Source organism: Duganella guangzhouensis (genome assembly GCF_009674535.1).
Taxonomy (GTDB): Bacteria; Pseudomonadota; Gammaproteobacteria; order Burkholderiales; family Burkholderiaceae_D; genus Rugamonas; species Rugamonas guangzhouensis.
Window position 1 is genome coordinate 39,451 of record NZ_WKJK01000019.1, and the last position, 17,258, is coordinate 56,708.

The 17,258-nt window shown below is 61.4% G+C and carries 17 protein-coding genes; 13 read left to right on the forward strand and 4 right to left on the reverse strand.

Translation table 11 applies throughout. From position 1 onward, the window contains the following. The first annotated feature begins 80 nt into the window (after positions 1 to 80). Positions 81 to 395: a hypothetical protein gene (locus GJ699_RS27460; protein WP_154382454.1), complete on the forward strand. Its 315-nt coding sequence runs from the start codon at positions 81 to 83 to the stop codon at positions 393 to 395. A gap of 215 nt (positions 396 to 610) precedes the next feature. On the opposite strand, the gene GJ699_RS34260 is transcribed toward GJ699_RS27460, so the two are convergent. The 3 genes from GJ699_RS34260 to GJ699_RS27470 all read right to left on the reverse strand — a co-directional run bounded on the left by GJ699_RS34260 (position 611) and on the right by GJ699_RS27470 (position 3,596). Further along, complete coding sequence (locus tag GJ699_RS34260; RefSeq protein WP_195763663.1) at positions 611 to 901, reverse strand: hypothetical protein; 291 nt, start codon at positions 899 to 901, stop codon at positions 611 to 613. Between the two features lie 297 nt (positions 902 to 1,198). Further along, the gene (locus GJ699_RS27465) at positions 1,199 to 1,873 is read right to left on the reverse strand and encodes a hypothetical protein (protein ID WP_154382456.1); all 675 of its coding nucleotides are present in this window, start codon (positions 1,871 to 1,873) and stop codon (positions 1,199 to 1,201) included. A gap of 493 nt (positions 1,874 to 2,366) precedes the next feature. Further along, complete coding sequence (locus GJ699_RS27470) at positions 2,367 to 3,596, reverse strand: glycosyltransferase family 4 protein (protein ID WP_229262322.1); 1,230 nt, start codon at positions 3,594 to 3,596, stop codon at positions 2,367 to 2,369. 241 nt (positions 3,597 to 3,837) lie between these two features. On the opposite strand from GJ699_RS27470, the gene GJ699_RS27475 reads away from it, so the two are divergent. The 4 genes from GJ699_RS27475 to GJ699_RS27490 all read left to right on the forward strand — a co-directional run bounded on the left by GJ699_RS27475 (position 3,838) and on the right by GJ699_RS27490 (position 8,766). Continuing rightward, the gene (locus GJ699_RS27475; protein WP_371867689.1) at positions 3,838 to 4,947 is read left to right on the forward strand and encodes a sigma-54 interaction domain-containing protein; all 1,110 of its coding nucleotides are present in this window, start codon (positions 3,838 to 3,840) and stop codon (positions 4,945 to 4,947) included. A gap of 103 nt (positions 4,948 to 5,050) precedes the next feature. After that, entirely contained in the window at positions 5,051 to 6,676 is a 1,626-nt protein-coding gene (locus GJ699_RS27480) for an NYN domain-containing protein (RefSeq protein ID WP_154382460.1), read from the forward strand. A 1-nt stretch (position 6,677) separates the two neighbouring features. Further along, entirely contained in the window at positions 6,678 to 7,529 is an 852-nt protein-coding gene (locus GJ699_RS27485) for an MOSC domain-containing protein (protein ID WP_154382462.1), read from the forward strand. A 70-nt stretch (positions 7,530 to 7,599) separates the two neighbouring features. Continuing rightward, a complete protein-coding gene (locus GJ699_RS27490) occupies positions 7,600 to 8,766 on the forward strand; it encodes a GGDEF domain-containing protein (RefSeq protein ID WP_154382464.1) in 1,167 nt (388 codons plus the stop codon). 6 nt (positions 8,767 to 8,772) lie between these two features. On the opposite strand, the gene GJ699_RS27495 is transcribed toward GJ699_RS27490, so the two are convergent. Then, complete coding sequence (locus tag GJ699_RS27495) at positions 8,773 to 10,755, reverse strand: monovalent cation:proton antiporter family protein (protein WP_154382466.1); 1,983 nt, start codon at positions 10,753 to 10,755, stop codon at positions 8,773 to 8,775. A 127-nt stretch (positions 10,756 to 10,882) separates the two neighbouring features. Between GJ699_RS27495 and GJ699_RS27500 the strand changes: the two genes are divergently transcribed. The 8 genes from GJ699_RS27500 (at position 10,883) to GJ699_RS27535 (ending at position 17,258) form a co-directional block, all read left to right on the forward strand. Continuing rightward, the gene (locus GJ699_RS27500; RefSeq protein WP_154382468.1) at positions 10,883 to 11,872 is read left to right on the forward strand and encodes a KpsF/GutQ family sugar-phosphate isomerase; all 990 of its coding nucleotides are present in this window, start codon (positions 10,883 to 10,885) and stop codon (positions 11,870 to 11,872) included. After that, positions 11,872 to 12,414: a KdsC family phosphatase gene (locus GJ699_RS27505; protein WP_195763664.1), complete on the forward strand. Its 543-nt coding sequence runs from the start codon at positions 11,872 to 11,874 to the stop codon at positions 12,412 to 12,414. Before GJ699_RS27500 ends, GJ699_RS27505 begins: the two co-directional genes overlap by 1 nt. Before the next feature lie 18 nt (positions 12,415 to 12,432). Beyond that, the gene (lptC, locus tag GJ699_RS27510; protein ID WP_154382470.1) at positions 12,433 to 13,026 is read left to right on the forward strand and encodes an LPS export ABC transporter periplasmic protein LptC; all 594 of its coding nucleotides are present in this window, start codon (positions 12,433 to 12,435) and stop codon (positions 13,024 to 13,026) included. Positions 13,027 to 13,045: 19 nt separating this feature from the next. Further along, positions 13,046 to 13,624, forward strand: coding sequence for a lipopolysaccharide transport periplasmic protein LptA (gene lptA, locus GJ699_RS27515; RefSeq protein ID WP_154382626.1), 579 nt, complete (start codon positions 13,046 to 13,048; stop codon positions 13,622 to 13,624). 1 nt (position 13,625) lies between these two features. Continuing rightward, positions 13,626 to 14,378 (forward strand): LPS export ABC transporter ATP-binding protein, encoded by a 753-nt coding sequence (gene lptB / locus GJ699_RS27520; RefSeq protein WP_154382472.1) that lies wholly within the window; start codon positions 13,626 to 13,628, stop codon positions 14,376 to 14,378. Positions 14,379 to 14,384: 6 nt separating this feature from the next. Continuing rightward, positions 14,385 to 15,857 carry an RNA polymerase factor sigma-54 gene (locus GJ699_RS27525; RefSeq protein ID WP_154382474.1) on the forward strand — a complete coding sequence of 491 codons (1,473 nt, stop codon included), beginning with the start codon at positions 14,385 to 14,387 and terminating at the stop codon, positions 15,855 to 15,857. A gap of 75 nt (positions 15,858 to 15,932) precedes the next feature. Further along, positions 15,933 to 16,289, forward strand: a complete 357-nt coding sequence (gene hpf / locus GJ699_RS27530) for a ribosome hibernation-promoting factor, HPF/YfiA family (protein ID WP_154382476.1) — start codon at positions 15,933 to 15,935, stop codon at positions 16,287 to 16,289. A 54-nt stretch (positions 16,290 to 16,343) separates the two neighbouring features. Further along, the gene (locus GJ699_RS27535; protein WP_154382478.1) at positions 16,344 to 17,258 is read left to right on the forward strand and encodes an alginate lyase family protein; all 915 of its coding nucleotides are present in this window, start codon (positions 16,344 to 16,346) and stop codon (positions 17,256 to 17,258) included.

Genomic DNA, 17,258 nt, shown 5'->3' on the forward strand with positions numbered 1-17,258 from the left:
TTGCGGGGAAATTCGCGCCCACTTTGAGTGGGGCGCAGATACCAGAATGTCCGGTGCTTTCATAAAATATTGACGGCAAAATGGTCCAGTCGGGGACGACAGGGACTCTGGTCGTAACTCGTGATACGGGTTTTATGGGAGGTGGTTGCTATCTGTCTGTTTCTCTCAATGGCACACTTGCCGCACGCTTGGATGTCAGCGAAAAATCCACTTTCTTCGTGCCTCAAGGAGAAGTGCTGATACGCGCCGGTCGTGATCCAGAGGGAAAAGCATTTTCCAGCACAAATCAAGACAACTGGACGCAGCGAGAGACAATTATCAAAGCCGGCGAGACTAAATATTTCCGTTTATCTATAGATGCAAACGGTAAACCGGATATTCAGCGCAGCGAATGAGTTGCGCATTTTTGAAGGTGTTTAATCTAGCAGGTCAGAGTCACGCGATGATACCGGAACACTGCCATCGTCAGGCGGGACGACACCCCGCCGACGACGAGCGAAAACTTTTTGGCATCAGCAGCGTGCCAGTACCGTCCTGGCCTGGTGCGCCACCGGAGCACGAATTGAGCTGGCGCTGACCGGATATTTTCGGTCAGCTCCTCCAGCGGTCGTTAATTATGCGCAGGTATCTGTCTCCAAGCCTTACACAGGACTGTTCGGCCCGCAACCCGGAGCACCACTGCATCATATTTCTGCGAATCGATCACAAGAACGATTGGTTGGTCAGGTGTGAGAAAGTCGACCTCATGCGGAAACGTCAGCTGGGCATCAGCTTGCGATTCGACTGTCTGTCGCCATTGTGTTGTTCCCTGTGGCCCAGAAACTTCCTTGGGCAGCTGGGGCTTGATGCGCTGAAACTTGCACTCGGTCTGCTTGCCATCGTGGTTTAAGTAGGTATTCATAATTGCCTCTCAATAAAAGTCTAACCGCGACTTATGCCGCGCCAACCACCACAATGCCTTACGCTTATGCTGCTTTCTTTAGCAGTTTTCCATAGTAAGCTAATTATTTTATTGGCAATACTGTTTGTTGCTGTCAAATTCAGCTGGTGAGAAACGTCTTAACGGTTCTCCACTCGCTCGCCTATCCTAAAAAAGCTCCGGATAAAGACGGTGCCCGGATGCCCGAAACGATAAGGCGGACAACCGCCAGCAGGCGGTCTAATGCGAACCCTCGGTCTCAGATGCATCGACAACAGTTTATTGGCTAGTGATGATGCTGAATTGCTGGCGCAGATTTACCCCCGAGACGGGTTGCCCTTCATGAATCTGGTATTTGCCATAATCCGCCTTGTCCATCTCGATAATTCCAGCAACCACCCCCGATGCCACGCCGCCATTAACCCCTGCCTGCATCACGCTACTGTTGGCCAATGCAGGGCTAGACGGTTGAGCGTTGAGGGCGAAGGTGATTGGAACTTGGTTTTCCTGCAGCTTGTCCACTTGTCGCGAACTGCCTGGCGCGCTCGAAGGTTGTTCGCCGTGGATGCGGAAGATTTGGGGCGTCAACGCTGGATCATTTGGTACAAATATGCCACCGCTAGAGACTGTAGGGACGCCTACCCATTCCTTGGCGTAGCCGGTCGCGCCGCCTCGGTCGACCACGGTATTCGTCATCGATTCACGGTTGCCCAAGTACCAGACTCCTTTTCCATCCTCGCCTACGCCCTTGTAGGTGCCAGGCAATAAGACAACCTCACGCAGTACGGCCAAACCAGAGCTGAATTTATAAACAATGGGCGTCGACAACTGAAGGTCTTTTGCCGGTTTAGGCGGGGGCAATGCAGATGGCTCGATCATTGGTGTTGAGCATCCAGCGGTGAGCGTTAGTAAGGTGGTGGTCAATCCGGCTGCGGCGAGCTGAAGAATTTTCATAGTTAAGTGAATAGTGGGAGTTGACCGAGAATGCGAGCAATCCGAGGTTATTAAAAAAGCATTATGTCATGGGTTTTTCAGCGCAGCAACATACAGTGCTCAGTCATCGCGACCTGCCATCTGATTGCCTGCGTCGGTTTCGCTGAAGATAAATGTAAAACCGGGTATGAAACCGGGTATAAAAATGATGCCTCTCGATGCTGTGCGGAATAAAGCTGTCTAAGAAGTTGGATTTTGCATTCAACGTGTGAGTCGTTAATAGCATTTCCTGAATCATCCGAAATGCTTGGTCCCGCCCTCTGACAAGAGGGCGTTTTCATTTCTGGAGATTAGTCCAAAATGAACTAGACATCGCCAGCAAACTTCTAACCATCCTTGCTGTAGAACCGGGTCATGTCGATGTCTTCCTTGGATCACGCTTCTTCAAGTATCTCCAGATCGCGGTCCTGACCGGCACCCCGACGGCCAACCTCAACGACTACCAGTTCGTCGCTTAGGGCTGAACGAAACGCAGCAGCGCTGGCAGGCAGTGCTGCTGCAGGTCATAGCGCTCGACGATGGTCTGGCGGGCGGCGGTGCGCAGGTGTTGCAGTTCGCTGCGGCGCTCCAGCGTGTCCGCCACGGTGGTGGCCAGCGCCTGCGGGTCGAAGAAGTCGACCAGCAGGCCGTTGCGGCCGTGCTCGATCACTTCCCGCACCGGCGCGGTGTCGGACGCCACGATCAGGCAGCCGCAGCTCATCGCTTCCATCAGCGACCATGACAGCACGAACGGATAGGTCAGATAGGTGTACACCGCCGCCACCTGCATCAGCTGGGTCAGCACCGTGTGCGGCACTTTGCCGACGAAGTGGACGCGGCGCATGTCCAGCTGCTCCTTCACCTCGTCCAGGAAGATCTGTTTCCAGCTCTTGCCCTGCGGCGGCGCGGCGCCGTAGCTGACGCCGTCACCACCGACGATCACCACCCGCGCATTCGGCCGTTCGCGCAACAGCTGCGGCAGTGCGCGCATGAAGATGTGGTAGCCGCGATAGGGCTCCAGCTGGCGCGCCACAAACACCACCACCTCATCGGCGGGACGCAGCGTGATGCCGGCCGCCTGCAGGCTGACATAGGCCGAGGGATCGGGCCGGAAGCGGCGGCTGTCGATGCCGTCGTGAATCACGCTGATGCGCTCGCGCGCCCAGGCCGGATGGCGGTCGCGCTGGAAGGTGGTCGGCGACAGCGCGCCATCGGCCGCCGACAGCGCGTGCAGCAAATGGGTGTTACGCAGCCGCAGCCGTTGCAGCGCGCCGTTGTCGGGACGGGAGAATTCCGGATCGAAGAAGGCATCGCCGCCTTCGCCGCCGTAGTAGTACTCGGCGTAGACCAGCAGCTTGGCCTTGGGGAACACATCCTTGACGAATAGCGCCTCGCCCCAGCCGGGGTGGACGAACACGACGTCCGGCGCAAAGCCCTGTTGTTTCAGCGCTTCCAGCGTCGCTGCCGCCGATTCGCCGCGCAGCACCTTGCCATACAAATCCTTCAGCTGCGACGGCGGGCGCGGGCCGTGGCTGGCGTCTTTCACGTCATGACGGAAATAGCGCACGCCGGGTACCGGCGGATTGGGCTGGTTCATGCCGAGACCGACCACCTCGTGGCCCTGCGCGGCCAGCGCGGGCGCCAGGTGCTTGAATTGTCCGGGGAAGTTCTGATGGATGAAGAGATAGCGGCTGCGCGTGTTCAAGGGATAGCTTTCCATGGTGCTTGAACCGCGATTGTGCCTCAGCGGTTATCACTACCGCAACCGTTGAAAATACAACAGTTGTGGCCTGTGGCACCGTGCCCCGTATTGGTGCGAGCCGCATGACTCATAGGGCGCCGGGCCAATATCCAGAATGCGCATTTGTTTTTTCGGAATGATTCGTGGGCGAGGGTTGACGATCCCGCTAACGTTGGACGCATCTGATGAATGATGGATCACACAAGTGGAAAAAATTCTGACCTTCCCCGATCAATCCGCCATGGTGTTGTCGATCCGCGCCAAGGCCATGCTGTTTCACGATCCGCGCTCGGTCGAACTGTTGCGGCAGGTGGAGCGCATCGCCCGTAGCGACGCCACCACGTTGATTATCGGTGAAACCGGCACCGGCAAGGAGCTGGTGGCGCGCCATTTGCACGAGCAGAGCGGGCGGCGCGGGCCGTTCGTGGCGGTCAACTGCGGCGCGTTCAGCGAAACCCTGATCGACGCCGAGCTGTTCGGCCACGAGGTCGGCGCTTTCACCGGCGCCACTCAGGCGCGCGCCGGCTGGTTCGAGGAAGCCAATGGCGGCACGCTGTTCCTGGACGAGATCGGTGATCTGTCGCCGGCGTTGCAGGTCAAGCTGCTGCGCGTGCTGCAGGAGCGTCAGGTGGTGCGGCTGGGCGCGCGCCGGCCGGTGGCGCTGAACGTGCGGCTGGTGGCGGCCACCAATGTTGACCTGCACAAGGCGATTGACGCCGGCCGCTTCCGCTCCGATCTGTACTACCGCCTCGGCGTGGCCACGGTGCAGTTACCGCCGCTGAGCGAGCGCGCCGGCGACATCCTGCCGCTGGCGCGTCATTTCATCGGCGTCTACAGCGACAAGCTCAGCTGCGGCAAGGTGAGCTTGTCGGCGGCCGCCAGCGCGGCGCTGCTGTCCTATCCATGGCCGGGGAATATCCGCGAACTGGAGAATGTGATGCATTACGCGTTGATCGTCTGCAGCGGCAGCGTGATCGAGGCCGAGGATCTCAAGCTGAGTGGCATTGCCCACCGCCGTCCGGCATTGCCGGCGCGGCCGTCGATCGATGACGCGGCGGCGGCGGAAGGCGATCTGCAGCAGTTGGCGGTGCTGTTGAGTCGCATGATGGAGGCTGAGCATCCGGATCTGTTCGACAGCGTGGAGGCGACATTGGTCCGCACCGCTTTTCATAGCTGCTATCGCAACCAGGTGCAAACCGCGCGCGTGCTGGGCATCAGCCGCAACATCCTGCGCACCCAGCTCAAGCGCTATGGTTTGATCGGCTTCGAGGATGGCGCCAATGCACGCGTCCCCCACGCCGAGCTGCTGCAATAAATAGCGCTGCAAGTCATTGTTTTTTCTGGAGTCGCCGGGGGAGGGCGGCAGTTCGGTATAATCGCCGGATTGCCCGCTTTACTTCTACTAGAAAAAACTCTTCATGGCTTCCTCCAACGATAACGTCAGCATGGCGCTGTTCTGCGATTTTGAAAACGTGGCGCTGGGCGTGCGCGACGCCAATTACGACAAGTTCGACATCAAGCCGGTGCTGGAACGTTTGCTGCTCAAGGGCAGCATTGTGGTCAAGAAAGCCTATTGCGACTGGGATCGCTACAAGTCCTTCAAGGCGTCGATGCACGAGGCTAACTTCGAGCTGATCGAGATCCCGCACGTGCGTCAGTCCGGCAAGAATTCGGCTGACATCCGCATGGTGGTCGATGCGCTGGACCTGTGCTACACCAAATCGCACGTGGATACCTTCGTCATCATTTCCGGCGACTCCGATTTTTCGCCGCTGGTGTCCAAGCTGCGCGAGAACGCCAAGAAGGTGATTGGCGTCGGTGTCAAGCAGTCGACTTCCGATCTGCTGGTGGCCAACTGCGATGAATTCATTTTCTACGACGATCTGGTGCGCGAGAGCCGCCGCGCGCGCCGTGAGTCCAGCAACGACAAGCCGCAGGTCAAGCGCTCGCCGGAAGAGGAACGCGCGCGCCGCGACGAGATGGAGAAACGCCGCACGCAGGCGGTGGAAATCGCCGTCAATACCTTCGAGGCGCTGGTGCTGGAGCGTGGCGACAGCGGCAAGATCTGGGCCTCCGTGCTGAAGGAGGCGATCAAGCGCCGCAAGCCGGATTTCAGCGAGTCCTATTATGGCTTCCGCACCTTCGGCAATCTGATCGAGGAATGCAAGGCGCGCGGTCTGCTGGAGTTTGGCCGCGATGAGAAATCGGGTGCGTATGTGTACCGTGGCAACGGTGTGCCGTCGGCCAGCGTGCCGCTGGCGGGCGAGCAGGCTGCCGGTGCAGATGGTGTGGCAGCTGCCGCGCCAGCCGAGGGCGGTCAGCAGGAATCGCGCCGTAGCCGTAATCGCGGTCGTACCGCTGCGGAGCGGTTTGCCGAGCGTCAGGCTCAGCGTTTGGCACATCCGCCGCGTGCTGTGCCAGCGGAAGGTGTCTCCAGCGAGGCGGTAGCGCCGGCCGAGGAAGTCGTTGTGGCGGTGGCCGACAGTGCGCCGGTGGTGCTGGAAGCTGCTGTTGATCTGCCGTCGTCGGACGCTGTTGCGCCGGCCAAGAAGAAAAATGGTACCAAGCCGCCAGCGCGCAAGATGAAGAACGCTGCCAAGAAAGGCAAGGGCGCCGCGGACGAAGCACCGGCGGCGGTAGCGCCGCGCGCAGCCGATGCCCCGGCCGAGGTGGCCCCGGCGCCGAGTGCGCCGGTTGTTGCCGCGCCTGTGGTGGAGGCTCCGGCCGTGGCGGCCCCCGTATCGGCCGAGGCGCCGGCGGTCAATGCCAAGCCTGGCAAGTCGACGCAGGGCAAGCCGAAAGCCAAGCCTAAGGCCAAAGCCAAACCGGCCGGCGACGCCGATGCCGGCACGGCCAACGCCAAGCCCAAGGCTGCGAATCCAGCCAACGTGGCCAACGCCAATGCGAACGCTGCCAACGCCAACTCCAACGCCGGCGCAGCCAACGCCGCTGGCGCTGGTGCGGGCAAGCCCGCCAAGCCGGCCCGCAAGCCAGCCGCGCGCACGCCGCGTCCGCCTAAACCCGTCGCCGCCACCGAGGAATAAGATGCCCACGTTGTCCGCCATTACGCTGTACCCGATCAAATCCTGTGCCGGCCTGTCGCTGGCGGAAGCCACGCTGACGCCGATGGGCGTCATGACCGAGCAGATTTACGATCGTGAATGGATGGTGGTGGACAGCAACGGCCTCGCGCTGACCCAGCGCGAGCATCCGCGCATGGCGCTGATCAAGCCGACGCTGAAAGGCACCACGCTGGAAGTGCAGGCGCCCGGCATGCTGCGGCTGGAAATCCCACTTGGCCTGCCGGACCCGGCAACCGCCCCCACGCTGACCACCCAGGTCTGGGACGACACCGTCTTGGCCTACGACTGCGACGAGCTGACCGCCGAATGGTTCACCAAGGCCGTCGGCGTGCCATGCCGGCTGGCGCGCTTCCACGCCAACGCCGAGCGCGCCGTCAGCACCAAATGGACCGACGGCGTGCAGACCAGCACCATGTTCTCGGACGGCTATCCGATGCTGGTCACCGGCACCGCGTCGCTGGACGATTTGAACCAGAAACTGGTGGCCGCCGGCCGTCAGGCCATTCCGATGAATCGTTTCCGTCCAAATCTGGTGATCGACGGCATCGAAGCTTTCGAGGAAGACTACGCCGAATCGTTCCAGCTCGGCGATGCCCTGCTGAAACCGGTCAAACCCTGCCCGCGCTGTCCCATGCCGTCAATCGACCAGGCCACTGGCGAGTTCGGCCCGGACCCGCTGGACATCATGCAAAGCTACCGCGCCAAGCCCGAGCTGGAAGGGGCGCTGTGCTTCGGCATGAACAGCATCCTGATCGCCGGCGAGGATATCCGTGTGCGGGTTGGCCAGGAAATCGAGGTTACGCTCGCTTTTTAAGTAGTCCGGGCATTCCCAATCGCTTAAACTTGGCGTAATGTTGATATATGCATGACATCAGGTAAGGGACATGACTCAGACTGCAACAGGTAAACTGGCACCGCCAGCCAGCCACGCCGAACCGGCGCATGATCTGGCGGCGGAAAATCGTGCCTTGCGCGCGCGCATGGCTTACCTGCTGGAGCAGGCCGAGCGTAACCATTCCATCATGACCCGCCACCAGGCGTTCGACCTGGATATCGTTGGCGCCAGCAATTTTCCCGAACTGGTCGGCACCATCTTCCGCGTGCTGCCAGTCATCTCCGAACTCGATAATGTGACGTTGACGCTGATCGACGAGGACGCCGACATCCGCACCGTGATGGCCAAGCTGGATGTGGTGTTTGCCGATTATCCCGACTTGCTGTTCGTCGAGACGGCGGATGAGCTGGGCCTGGACCTGGGCCGCCGCAACGCCTATTCGCCGACGCCCAAGCCGCTGCTGGGCATGTACGACAAGCAGCGCCATGCGGTATCGTTCCCGAACGCGCCGGCCGGTCTGCAAAGCGTGGCGCTGGTGCCGCTGCTGCGTAACAAGCGCATCATTGGCAGTCTCAATCTGGGCAGCTGCGATCCGACCCGTTTCACGCCCAGCCTGGGAACCGACTTTATTGAGCATATGGCGTCCATCATCGCCATCTGTCTCGAAAACGTGATCTCCAACGAGATGCTGAAGTACATCGGCCTGACCGATTCGCTGACCGGGGTCTACAACCGGCGCTATATCGACCGCCGCCTGCTGGAAGAAATCGCGCGCGCGCGCCGGCAGCAGTACCCGATTTCCTTCATGTATCTGGATATCGACCACTTCAAGCGCGTCAACGACACCGTCGGCCATGGCGGCGGCGACGAGGTGCTGCGCGAGGTGGCCAGCCGCATCAAGAACGAGCTGCGCACCTCGGACGCGCTGGCGCGCTTTGGCGGCGAGGAGTTTGTGGCGCTGCTGATTAACGCTAATCTGGAAAGCGCGGCGTTTGTGGCCGAGCGTATTCGCGCCAGCGTGGCCGGCAGCCTGATTACGCTGTCGCCGTCGCTGCAATTGTCGGTGACGGTGTCGATTGGTGTGGCGACGCTGGATCTGGCGGCCGAAGGCGAGGGCGCGGACATCGCACGCGAGTTGGTGGCGCGCGCCGATGGGCTGCTGTATCACGCCAAGGAAAGCGGCCGCAACCGCGTGGTCAGCGTCCGCGCGGCCTAGGCGGGGTTAGCGCGTCAGCCGCTGTTCGGCCTTGTTGACCGCATCGGCCGGGCCGCGCAGCACCACCACATCGCCGGCCTGCAGCAGCGTGTCCGGCGACACCTCCAGCGCGCCCTGGCCGCGGCGGATGCTGGCCACTTCACAACCGACGCTGCCGACATCGATCGCGCCCAGCGTGCGGCCGACGCAACCGGCGGCGCCGCTCAGCGTCACCGAGTGCAGCAGTTCGTTGTCCGATTCCTCTTCCGCATCGTTCATGCCCGGGAAATAGCCGCGCAGCGAGGCATAACGCTCTTCGCGCGCCGCCTGCACCCGGTGCACCACGCGCCGCAGCGGCACGCCCAGCAGCACCAGCGCGTGCGAGGCCAGCATCAGGCTGCCCTCCATGACTTCCGGCACCACCTCGGTGGCGCCGGCCGCTTTCAGCCGGTCGAGATCGGCGTCATCATAGGAGCGCACAATCACCGGCAGCGCCGGCGTCAGTTCGTTCACCTGGCGCAGCACGCGCAGCGCGGAGGCGGTGTCGGCATAGGAAATCACCACCGCGCTGGCGCGGTAAATACCGGCCGCCACCAGGCTTTCGCGCCGGCCGGCGTCGCCGTAGGAGACGTGGGCGCCGGCCATCTGCGCCTCGTGGACGCGCTCCGGGTCGAGGTCCAGTGCGTGATAGTCGATTTTTTCTTCCGCCAGCAGGGTCGACAGGCGCTGGCCGCTGCGGCCGAAACCGCACACGATCACGTGCTTGTTGGTGGACATGGTGCGGCTGGCGATCTTGGTCAGCTGCAGCGACTGCATCATCCACTCGTTGCTGGAGAATTTCATCACGATCTTGTCCGACTGCGCGATGATGAAGGGCGCCAGCAGCATCGACAGCACCATCGACGCCAGCACCACCTGCACCACGTAGGACTGCATCAGATTGTGGTCGGCCGCCAGATTCAGCAGCACGAAGCCGAACTCGCCGGCCTGCGCCAGCGCCAGGCCGGTGCGCATCGATACGCCGTCCGATGAGCCGAACGCCTTGGCCAGGCCGGCGATCAGCGCAAATTTCATCAGCACCGGCATGCACAGCAGTACCAGCACCAGCCACCAGTTATCCAGCACCATCCTGAGGTTCAACAGCATGCCGATGGTGATGAAGAACAGCCCCAGCAGCACGTCGCGGAACGGTTTGATGTCTTCTTCCACCTGATGCTTGAATTCGGTCTCGGAAATCAGCATGCCGGCCACGAAGGCGCCCAGCGCGAGCGACAGGCCGGCGCGCTCGGTGATCCAGGCCGCGCTCAAGGTCACCAGCAGCAGGTTCAGCATGAACAATTCCTGCGAGCGGCGCTTGACCACGATGGTGAACCAGCCGCGCGTGACCTTGTGGCCGACCGCGAACAGCAGGGCCAGCACCACCACCGCCTTCAGGCCGGCCCAGCCCAGCGTTTCCATCAGCGCGTCCGGACGCTCGCCCAACGATGGGATCAGGATCAGCAGCGGCACCACCGCCAAATCCTGGAACAGCAGAATGCCGATGATTTTGCGGCCATGTTCGGATTCCAGCTCCAGCCGTTCGGTCAGCATTTTGGAGACGATGGCGGTGGACGACATGGCCAGCGCGCCGCCCAGCGCAAACGCGGCCTGCCAGCTAATGTGCAGACTGGGCGGCAACTGGGTGGCCAGGGTCAGGCCAAAAATCATGGTGACAACGATAGTGAGCACTACCTGCGCCAGCCCGAGCCCGAACACAATCGAGCGCATCGCTTTCAATTTTGGCAAGGAGAATTCCAGGCCGATCGAGAACATCAGGAACACCACGCCGAACTCGGCCAGGCCGTGGGTGGTTTCGCTTTGTTCGGCCAGGCCCAGCGCATGGGGGCCGATCAGGATGCCGACGGTCAGATAACCGAGCATGGGCGGCAGATGCAGCATGCGGAAGGCGACCACGCCCAGCACCGCACTGCCCAGCAACAACAATGTTAATTCCAGAGGTGAAAACGTCATTTCAACATCGCCAGTAGGTAAAGATTCGTTGTTTGCGGTGCGCTTCGCGCGTTATGTTTTGACTGGCAAGTTTTTTGCTTTCTCAATTCGGCTATACTTGGGCATGAGTGTAACCCATGAAAAAACAATGCTGAAAGCTTTTGATGCAAAAACGGCACTGCGTCTTGCCCGAGACACGCTGCAAAACGAAGCGGATGCCATCAATGCCCTGAACGCCCGCCTGGAAAACGATGACAGCGTGGTGCAGGCGATTTCCCTGCTGCTGAACTGCACGGGCCGCGTGGTCGTGTCCGGCATCGGCAAATCCGGCCATATCGGCCGCAAGATCGCCGCCACGCTGGCGTCGACCGGCACCCCGGCGCTGTTCGTGCACCCGGCCGAAGCCGCTCACGGCGACCTCGGCATGGTGACCGCCGACGATGCGTTTATTGCCATTTCCTATTCCGGCGAGAGTTCGGAACTGATGACCATCCTGCCGGTGGTCAAGCGCATGGGCAGCAAAGTCATCGCCATCACCGGCAAGCCGGGCTCCAGCCTGGCCACCATCGCCGACGTCCACCTGAACGTGGCGGTGGCCAAGGAAGCCTGCCCGATGAATCTGGCGCCGACCACCTCCACCACTGTCACGCTGGCGCTGGGTGACGCGCTGGCGGTGGCGCTGCTGGACCTGCGCGGCTTCAAGGAAGAAGATTTCGCCCGCTCGCACCCGGGCGGCGCGCTGGGCCGCCGTCTGCTGACCCATGTGCGCGACGTGATGCGCAGCGGCGACGCCGTGCCGCAAGTGACGGCCGACGTCAAGCTGACCGACGCGCTGCTGGAAATCACCCAGAAGGGCATGGGCATGACCGCCATCGTCGACGCCGACGGCAAGCCGGTCGGCGTGTTCACCGACGGTGACCTGCGCCGCATGATTGAAAAAGTCCAGGATTTCAGCAAGGTCATCATCGGTGACGTAATGCACGCCAATCCGCGCAGCATCTCGCCGGAAAAAATGGCGGTCGACGCCGTCGCCGTGATGGAGCAGTACCGCATCAACCAGATGCTGGTGACCGACGCCGACGGCAAGCTGGTCGGCGCGCTGCACATCCATGACCTGACCCGAGCCAAGGTGATTTAATGAGTCTGACCGAAGTAAAGCTGACCTACTTGGAACGCGCTGCGCGCGTCAAGCTGATGATTTTCGACGTCGACGGCGTGCTGACCGACGGCAGCCTGCATTACGGCGTCGAAGGCGAGGCGCTGAAGACCTTCAACGTACAGGATGGCCTGGGCATCAAGCTGATCCAGGAAGCCGGCATCGACACCGCCATCATCAGCGCGCGCAAGTCGCCGCAGGTGATCAAGCGCGCGGCCGATCTCGGCATCAACCATCTGCACCAGGGCGGCCACGACAAGCTGACCCCGTTCAACGCGCTGCTGGCCAAGACCGGGTTGACCGCCGAACAAGTTGGCTTCATCGGCGACGATGTGGTCGATTTGCCGATCCTGACCCGGGTCGGCTTCGCGGTGGCGGTGCCGAACGGCCGCCAGGAAGTGCTGGAGCGCGCCCACCACACCACCGTTGCCTACGGCGGCAAGGGCGCGGTGCGCGAAGTGTGCGAACTGTTGATGCATGCGCAAGGCAGTTATGAGCGCGTGATGGCACAATTCCTGGTTTGACAACGACGAGGATTAGGCATGCGTAAGAGAACAGCCCATCGCTGGCAACTGACCCTGATCATGATGGTCGGCGTGTTTGTGGCCGTCGGCAGCTTCTGGCTGGTGCAGGTGGTCAACCAGTCCGGCCACGAGGCCGAGGTCGACAAGTTCCGCGAAGAGCCGGACTACATCATCGACCGCTTCAGCGTGGTGCGCATGAACAAGAACGGCCAGCCGGCCTACATCATTTCCGGCGACAAGCTGACCCACCAGCCGGTGGGCGATGTGTCGGTGATCGACAAGCCGTATGTGCACAGCCTGGCCACCGACCAGCCGCCGATGAATATTCACGCGCAGACCGCGTATGTCGATCAGGGCAATACGCGCGTGCGCCTGCATGATAATGTGGACGTGGTGCGACCCGCCACCAAGCAAGCACAAGAGCTGCGCCTCAAGACCAGTACGCTGACCGTGTACCCGGATGAAGAGCGCATGGAAACCGATGCCGCCGTCGAGATGCACTCGGGCGATACCGTCGCCACCGGCACTGGCATGCAGGCGAACAACGCCACCCGCCAGATCACGCTGGGCGGACGCGGAACGATTACGATGCCGCCGCGCGCGGCACACTAAGGACACAACGATGAACAAGATGAACAAACTGGTGCTGACCGCAACCCTGCTGCTGGCGGCGGTGGCAGCCCAGGCCGAGAAGGCCGATTCCAGCAAGCCGACCCAGATCACCTTCGACCAGCTGGACGCCGATGACGTCAAGCAGGTCAAGACCTTCACCGGCAACGTGGTGCTGACCCGCGGCACGCTGCTGATGAAGTCGCCCAAGGCGGTGGTAACCGAGGACCCGGAAGGCTATCAGTACGTGGTGCTGAACAGCGCGCCGGGCGTGCAGGCGACCTTCCGCCAGAAGCTCGACGGTCCCAACGAGCAGTGGGTGGACGGCCAGGCCGACCGCATCGAATACGATGGCAAGACCGAGCTGGTCAAGCTGTTCGCCAAGGCGCAGCTGAAGAAGACCGAGGGCGGCAAAACCGCCAGCCAGGTCGATGGCGAATTCATTTCCTACGACAGCCGCAAGGAATTCTTCGCGGTGAAGAACTCGTCCAGCGGCGAGACCAAGCCGGGCGGCGGCCGCAGCACCATGGTGATCCAGCCGGCCAACAAGCAGCCGGCCACCGCCACCACGCCAGCCACGCAGCCGACGCCGGGGAAATAAGATGGAACCATCCTGCGGTAGCACCCTGATCGTCAAAGGCTTGCAGAAGACCTACGGCAAGCGCCAGGTGGTGCATGACGTCTCGCTGCAAGTGGAGTGCGGCGAAGTGGTCGGCCTGCTCGGCCCCAACGGCGCCGGCAAGACCACCTCGTTTTACATGATTGTTGGCCTGGTGCCGTCCGACGCCGGCAGCATCGACATCAGCGGCACCGACATTTCGTCGCTGCCGATCCACCGCCGCGCCTCGCTGGGTTTGTCCTACCTGCCGCAGGAAGCGTCGGTGTTCCGCAAGCTGACTGTGGAAGAAAATATTCGCGCCGTTCTCGAAATCCAAAAGGTGAACGGCAAGTCTTTATCCAAGGCTGAAATTGATGAACGGCTGAATACCCTGCTGGCCGATTTGCAAATCGAGAAGTTGCGCGAGAACCAGGCGCTGTCGCTATCCGGCGGCGAACGTCGCCGGGTCGAGATCGCGCGCGCACTGGCGACCAACCCGCGCTTCGTGCTGCTCGATGAACCATTCGCCGGGGTCGACCCGATAGCCGTGATTGAGATCCAGCGCATTGTGCGCTTCCTCAAGGAACGCAATATCGGCGTCCTCATTACCGATCACAATGTGCGCGAGACGCTGGGCATTTGCGACCGCGCATATATCATCAACCAGGGCTCGGTGCTGGCATCAGGCCGTCCGGACGACATCATCGCCAACGAGTCGGTGCGTCGTGTCTACCTGGGTGAACACTTCCGTATGTAACCCCTAATGAAACAGTCTTTGCAACTGCGCACGTCGCAGCACCTCGCGTTGACGCCCCAGCTGCAGCAGTCGATCCGGCTGCTGCAACTGTCGACGCTGGAGCTGCATCAGGAACTGGAACAGCTGCTGACCGATAACCCGCTGCTGGAGCGGCTCGACGATCCGCTCGATCATTCGCTGCGGCTGCTGGCCGATGGCGCCATCAACCAACAGGCGCCGGCCACCGAGGCGCCGGCGGAAGGCCCGCAAGCGGAAGCCGCCAGCGCCGAGGCCGACACCTACGAGGCGCCTGGCGCCGACACCGAAAGCACCACCCCCGACGCCGACATGGACTGGGGCGATTCCGGCCGCAGCAAGAACAGCGACGACGAGGAAGCGCGCCCGCAGCTGGAGGCGCATCACTGCACGCTGCGCGAACATCTGATGGAACAGATGCGGGTGACGGTGCTGGAAATGCGCGACCGCGCGCTGGTCGAACTGATCATCGACGCGCTCGACGAAAACGGCTATCTGGAAGAGGCGCTGGAGGAAATCCACGCCCGCCTGCCGGAAGAACTGGAAGTCGAGATCGAGGAATTGCAGACCGCGCTGAAGCTGCTGCAAAGCTTCGACCCGGTGGGCGTGGGCGCGCGCAATGCCGCCGAGTGTTTGGCGATTCAAATCCGTCGCTTGCCTGGCGTGCCGCTGGTGACGCGGCGCATGGCGCTGGCCATCGTCGAAAACCATCTGGCCTGGTTTGCGCAGCGCGATTTCAACAAGTTGAAAAAAGCGCTGCTGTGCGATGACGAAGATTTGCGCGAGGCGCAGGCCGTGATCCGCCAGTGCAATCCGCATCCGGGCGCGGCCTTCGCGTCGGACGTGTCGGACTATGTGGTGCCGGACGTGATCGTCAAGAAGTCGCGCAATGGCTGGCAGGTCAGCCTGAACAACGACGTCATGCCGCGCCTGCGCGTCAACCAGATGTACGCCAATCTGCTCAAGCAGGGCAAGGGCGAGAGCGCGATGGGGGCGCAACTGCAGGAAGCCAAGTGGTTGATTAAAAATATGCGCCAGCGTTTCGACACCATCCTGCGCGTGGCACAAGCGATAGTAGAAAGACAAAAGAACTTTTTCTCGCACGGCGCGGTTGCGATGCGACCCCTTGTGCTTCGCGAAATTGCTGATACACTGGGTTTACACGAGAGCACAATTTCTCGGGTAACAACTCAAAAATATATGCTGACCCCGCACGGCATGTTTGAGCTGAAATATTTCTTTGGTAGCCATGTCGCCACCGAAGCTGGCGGGGAAGCAAGTTCGACGGCGATACGTGCCTTGATAGTGCAATTGACAGGAGCTGAAGACCCGAAAAATCCTTTATCCGACAGTAAGATTGCGGACATGCTGGGTGAACAGGGCATGGTGATTGCGCGACGGACTGTTGCCAAATATCGTGAAGCTCTGAAGATCCCACCAGTCAGCCTCCGCAAGTCTTTGTAGTGTGTGGTTACTGTGCGCCCGGTTGCAATGGGCACCGCACTGACCGTCAGTAGCGACTTATCTTTAGGAGTGTGTATGAATCTCACCATCAGTGGACATCATCTCGAAGTGACTGCAGCTATTCGTGAATACGTACAGAATAAGCTGGAGCGCGTCACCCGCCACTTTGATCAAGTGATTGATATTGCTGTCATCCTGACCGTAGATAACCTTAAAGAGAAAGAGAAACGCCAGAAGGCCGAAATCAACCTGCGTATGTCCGGCAAGACCGTGTACGTGGAAAGCCTGTCGCAAGACCTGTACGCCGCCATCGATACGCTGATCGACAAGCTGGATCGCCAGGTCATGAAATACAAAGCCAAAGTGCAAGGCCACGATCGCGACGCGATCAAGCACATCCCGGACAGCTACGAACCCGCTGCCGCCGCCTGATCTTCAGGCACTTCAATCAAAGGGCGCGAGAGGGCGCCCTTTTTTGATGTCTTCATGATAAATCGTTTATCCTGTTTTGCCGGGCTGGCCCTGGCGCTCGCCATGGTTGGCGCCGCCGCGTGCGAGATGCCGCCGCCAGCGCGCGTCGACATCGATGCCAACAGCTATTACAGCGACGCGCATCATTCGGTGATCGATCCGGTTCTGCAAGCAAAGAACATCGCCAACGTCAAGCCGATCGAAGACTTCCTGGCGCGGGTGGCCCGCGACGCCAGCGGCCGCGATCCCGGCTGCGCGCTGCGCTGGCTGGCCAGTTGGGGCGAGCAGCAGGCCATGCTGGGCAAGCTGTCCAGCGAACAGGCGTATTACGTGCGCAAATGGACGCTGAGCGGTCTGGCGCTCAGCTATGCGCGGGTACAGGCCCAAGCCACGCCGGCGCAGCGTGCCGTCATCGAAAGCTGGCTGCGTCGGTTGGCCGACGCCACCATCGCCCATTCCGACGCGTTCCGCGGCACGCGCAACAATCATTACTACTGGGAAGGACTGGCGGTGACGGCGGTGGGCGGCGTCACCGGTGACGCGCGCTATCTGGCGTGGGGCCGCAAGGTGTTTGCGTTTGCCATGTCGCAGGTGGCGGATGATGGCGCGCTGCCGGCCGAGATGGGGCGCGCGGGCAAGGCGCTGCACTATCACTTGTTTGCTGCCACCCCGCTGGCGATGATGGCGTCCATCCTCAACCTGCATGACGCGCGGCTGGATAAGCTGGTGTCTTTCACCATGGCGGCGGCGGCCGATCCGTCCGGCCTGGCGCGCGTGACCGGCGTGGCGCAGGAACCGGAGCGCAGCGACCAGCTGGCGGTGATCTACAACCGTCACGCCGGGCGGCCGGCGCCTGGCGGCCAGGGACTATGGCAGGCGCGGCTGGGCGGTGCATTGGATGTGGCTAATCCGCTGGAGCATCTGCAGTAG

Excerpts from the sequence above, each read along its gene's own strand:
- hpf (WP_154382476.1), top strand. The coding sequence starts at position 15,933 with ATGAATCTCACCATCAGTGGACATCATCTCGAAGTGACTGCAGCTATT.
- GJ699_RS27505 (WP_195763664.1), top strand. The coding sequence starts at position 11,872 with ATGAGTCTGACCGAAGTAAAGCTGACCTACTTGGAACGCGCTGCGCGC.
- GJ699_RS34260 (WP_195763663.1), bottom strand. The coding sequence starts at position 901 with ATGAATACCTACTTAAACCACGATGGCAAGCAGACCGAGTGCAAGTTT.
- GJ699_RS27465 (WP_154382456.1), bottom strand. The coding sequence starts at position 1,873 with ATGAAAATTCTTCAGCTCGCCGCAGCCGGATTGACCACCACCTTACTA.
- GJ699_RS27490 (WP_154382464.1), top strand. The coding sequence starts at position 7,600 with ATGACTCAGACTGCAACAGGTAAACTGGCACCGCCAGCCAGCCACGCC.
- GJ699_RS27460 (WP_154382454.1), top strand. The coding sequence starts at position 81 with ATGGTCCAGTCGGGGACGACAGGGACTCTGGTCGTAACTCGTGATACG.
- GJ699_RS27495 (WP_154382466.1), bottom strand. The coding sequence starts at position 10,755 with ATGACGTTTTCACCTCTGGAATTAACATTGTTGTTGCTGGGCAGTGCG.
- lptA (WP_154382626.1), top strand. The coding sequence starts at position 13,046 with ATGAACAAACTGGTGCTGACCGCAACCCTGCTGCTGGCGGCGGTGGCA.
- lptC (WP_154382470.1), top strand. The coding sequence starts at position 12,433 with ATGCGTAAGAGAACAGCCCATCGCTGGCAACTGACCCTGATCATGATG.
- lptB (WP_154382472.1), top strand. The coding sequence starts at position 13,626 with ATGGAACCATCCTGCGGTAGCACCCTGATCGTCAAAGGCTTGCAGAAG.
- GJ699_RS27480 (WP_154382460.1), top strand. The coding sequence starts at position 5,051 with ATGGCTTCCTCCAACGATAACGTCAGCATGGCGCTGTTCTGCGATTTT.
- GJ699_RS27500 (WP_154382468.1), top strand. The coding sequence starts at position 10,883 with ATGCTGAAAGCTTTTGATGCAAAAACGGCACTGCGTCTTGCCCGAGAC.
- GJ699_RS27485 (WP_154382462.1), top strand. The coding sequence starts at position 6,678 with ATGCCCACGTTGTCCGCCATTACGCTGTACCCGATCAAATCCTGTGCC.
- GJ699_RS27535 (WP_154382478.1), top strand. The coding sequence starts at position 16,344 with ATGATAAATCGTTTATCCTGTTTTGCCGGGCTGGCCCTGGCGCTCGCC.
- GJ699_RS27525 (WP_154382474.1), top strand. The coding sequence starts at position 14,385 with ATGAAACAGTCTTTGCAACTGCGCACGTCGCAGCACCTCGCGTTGACG.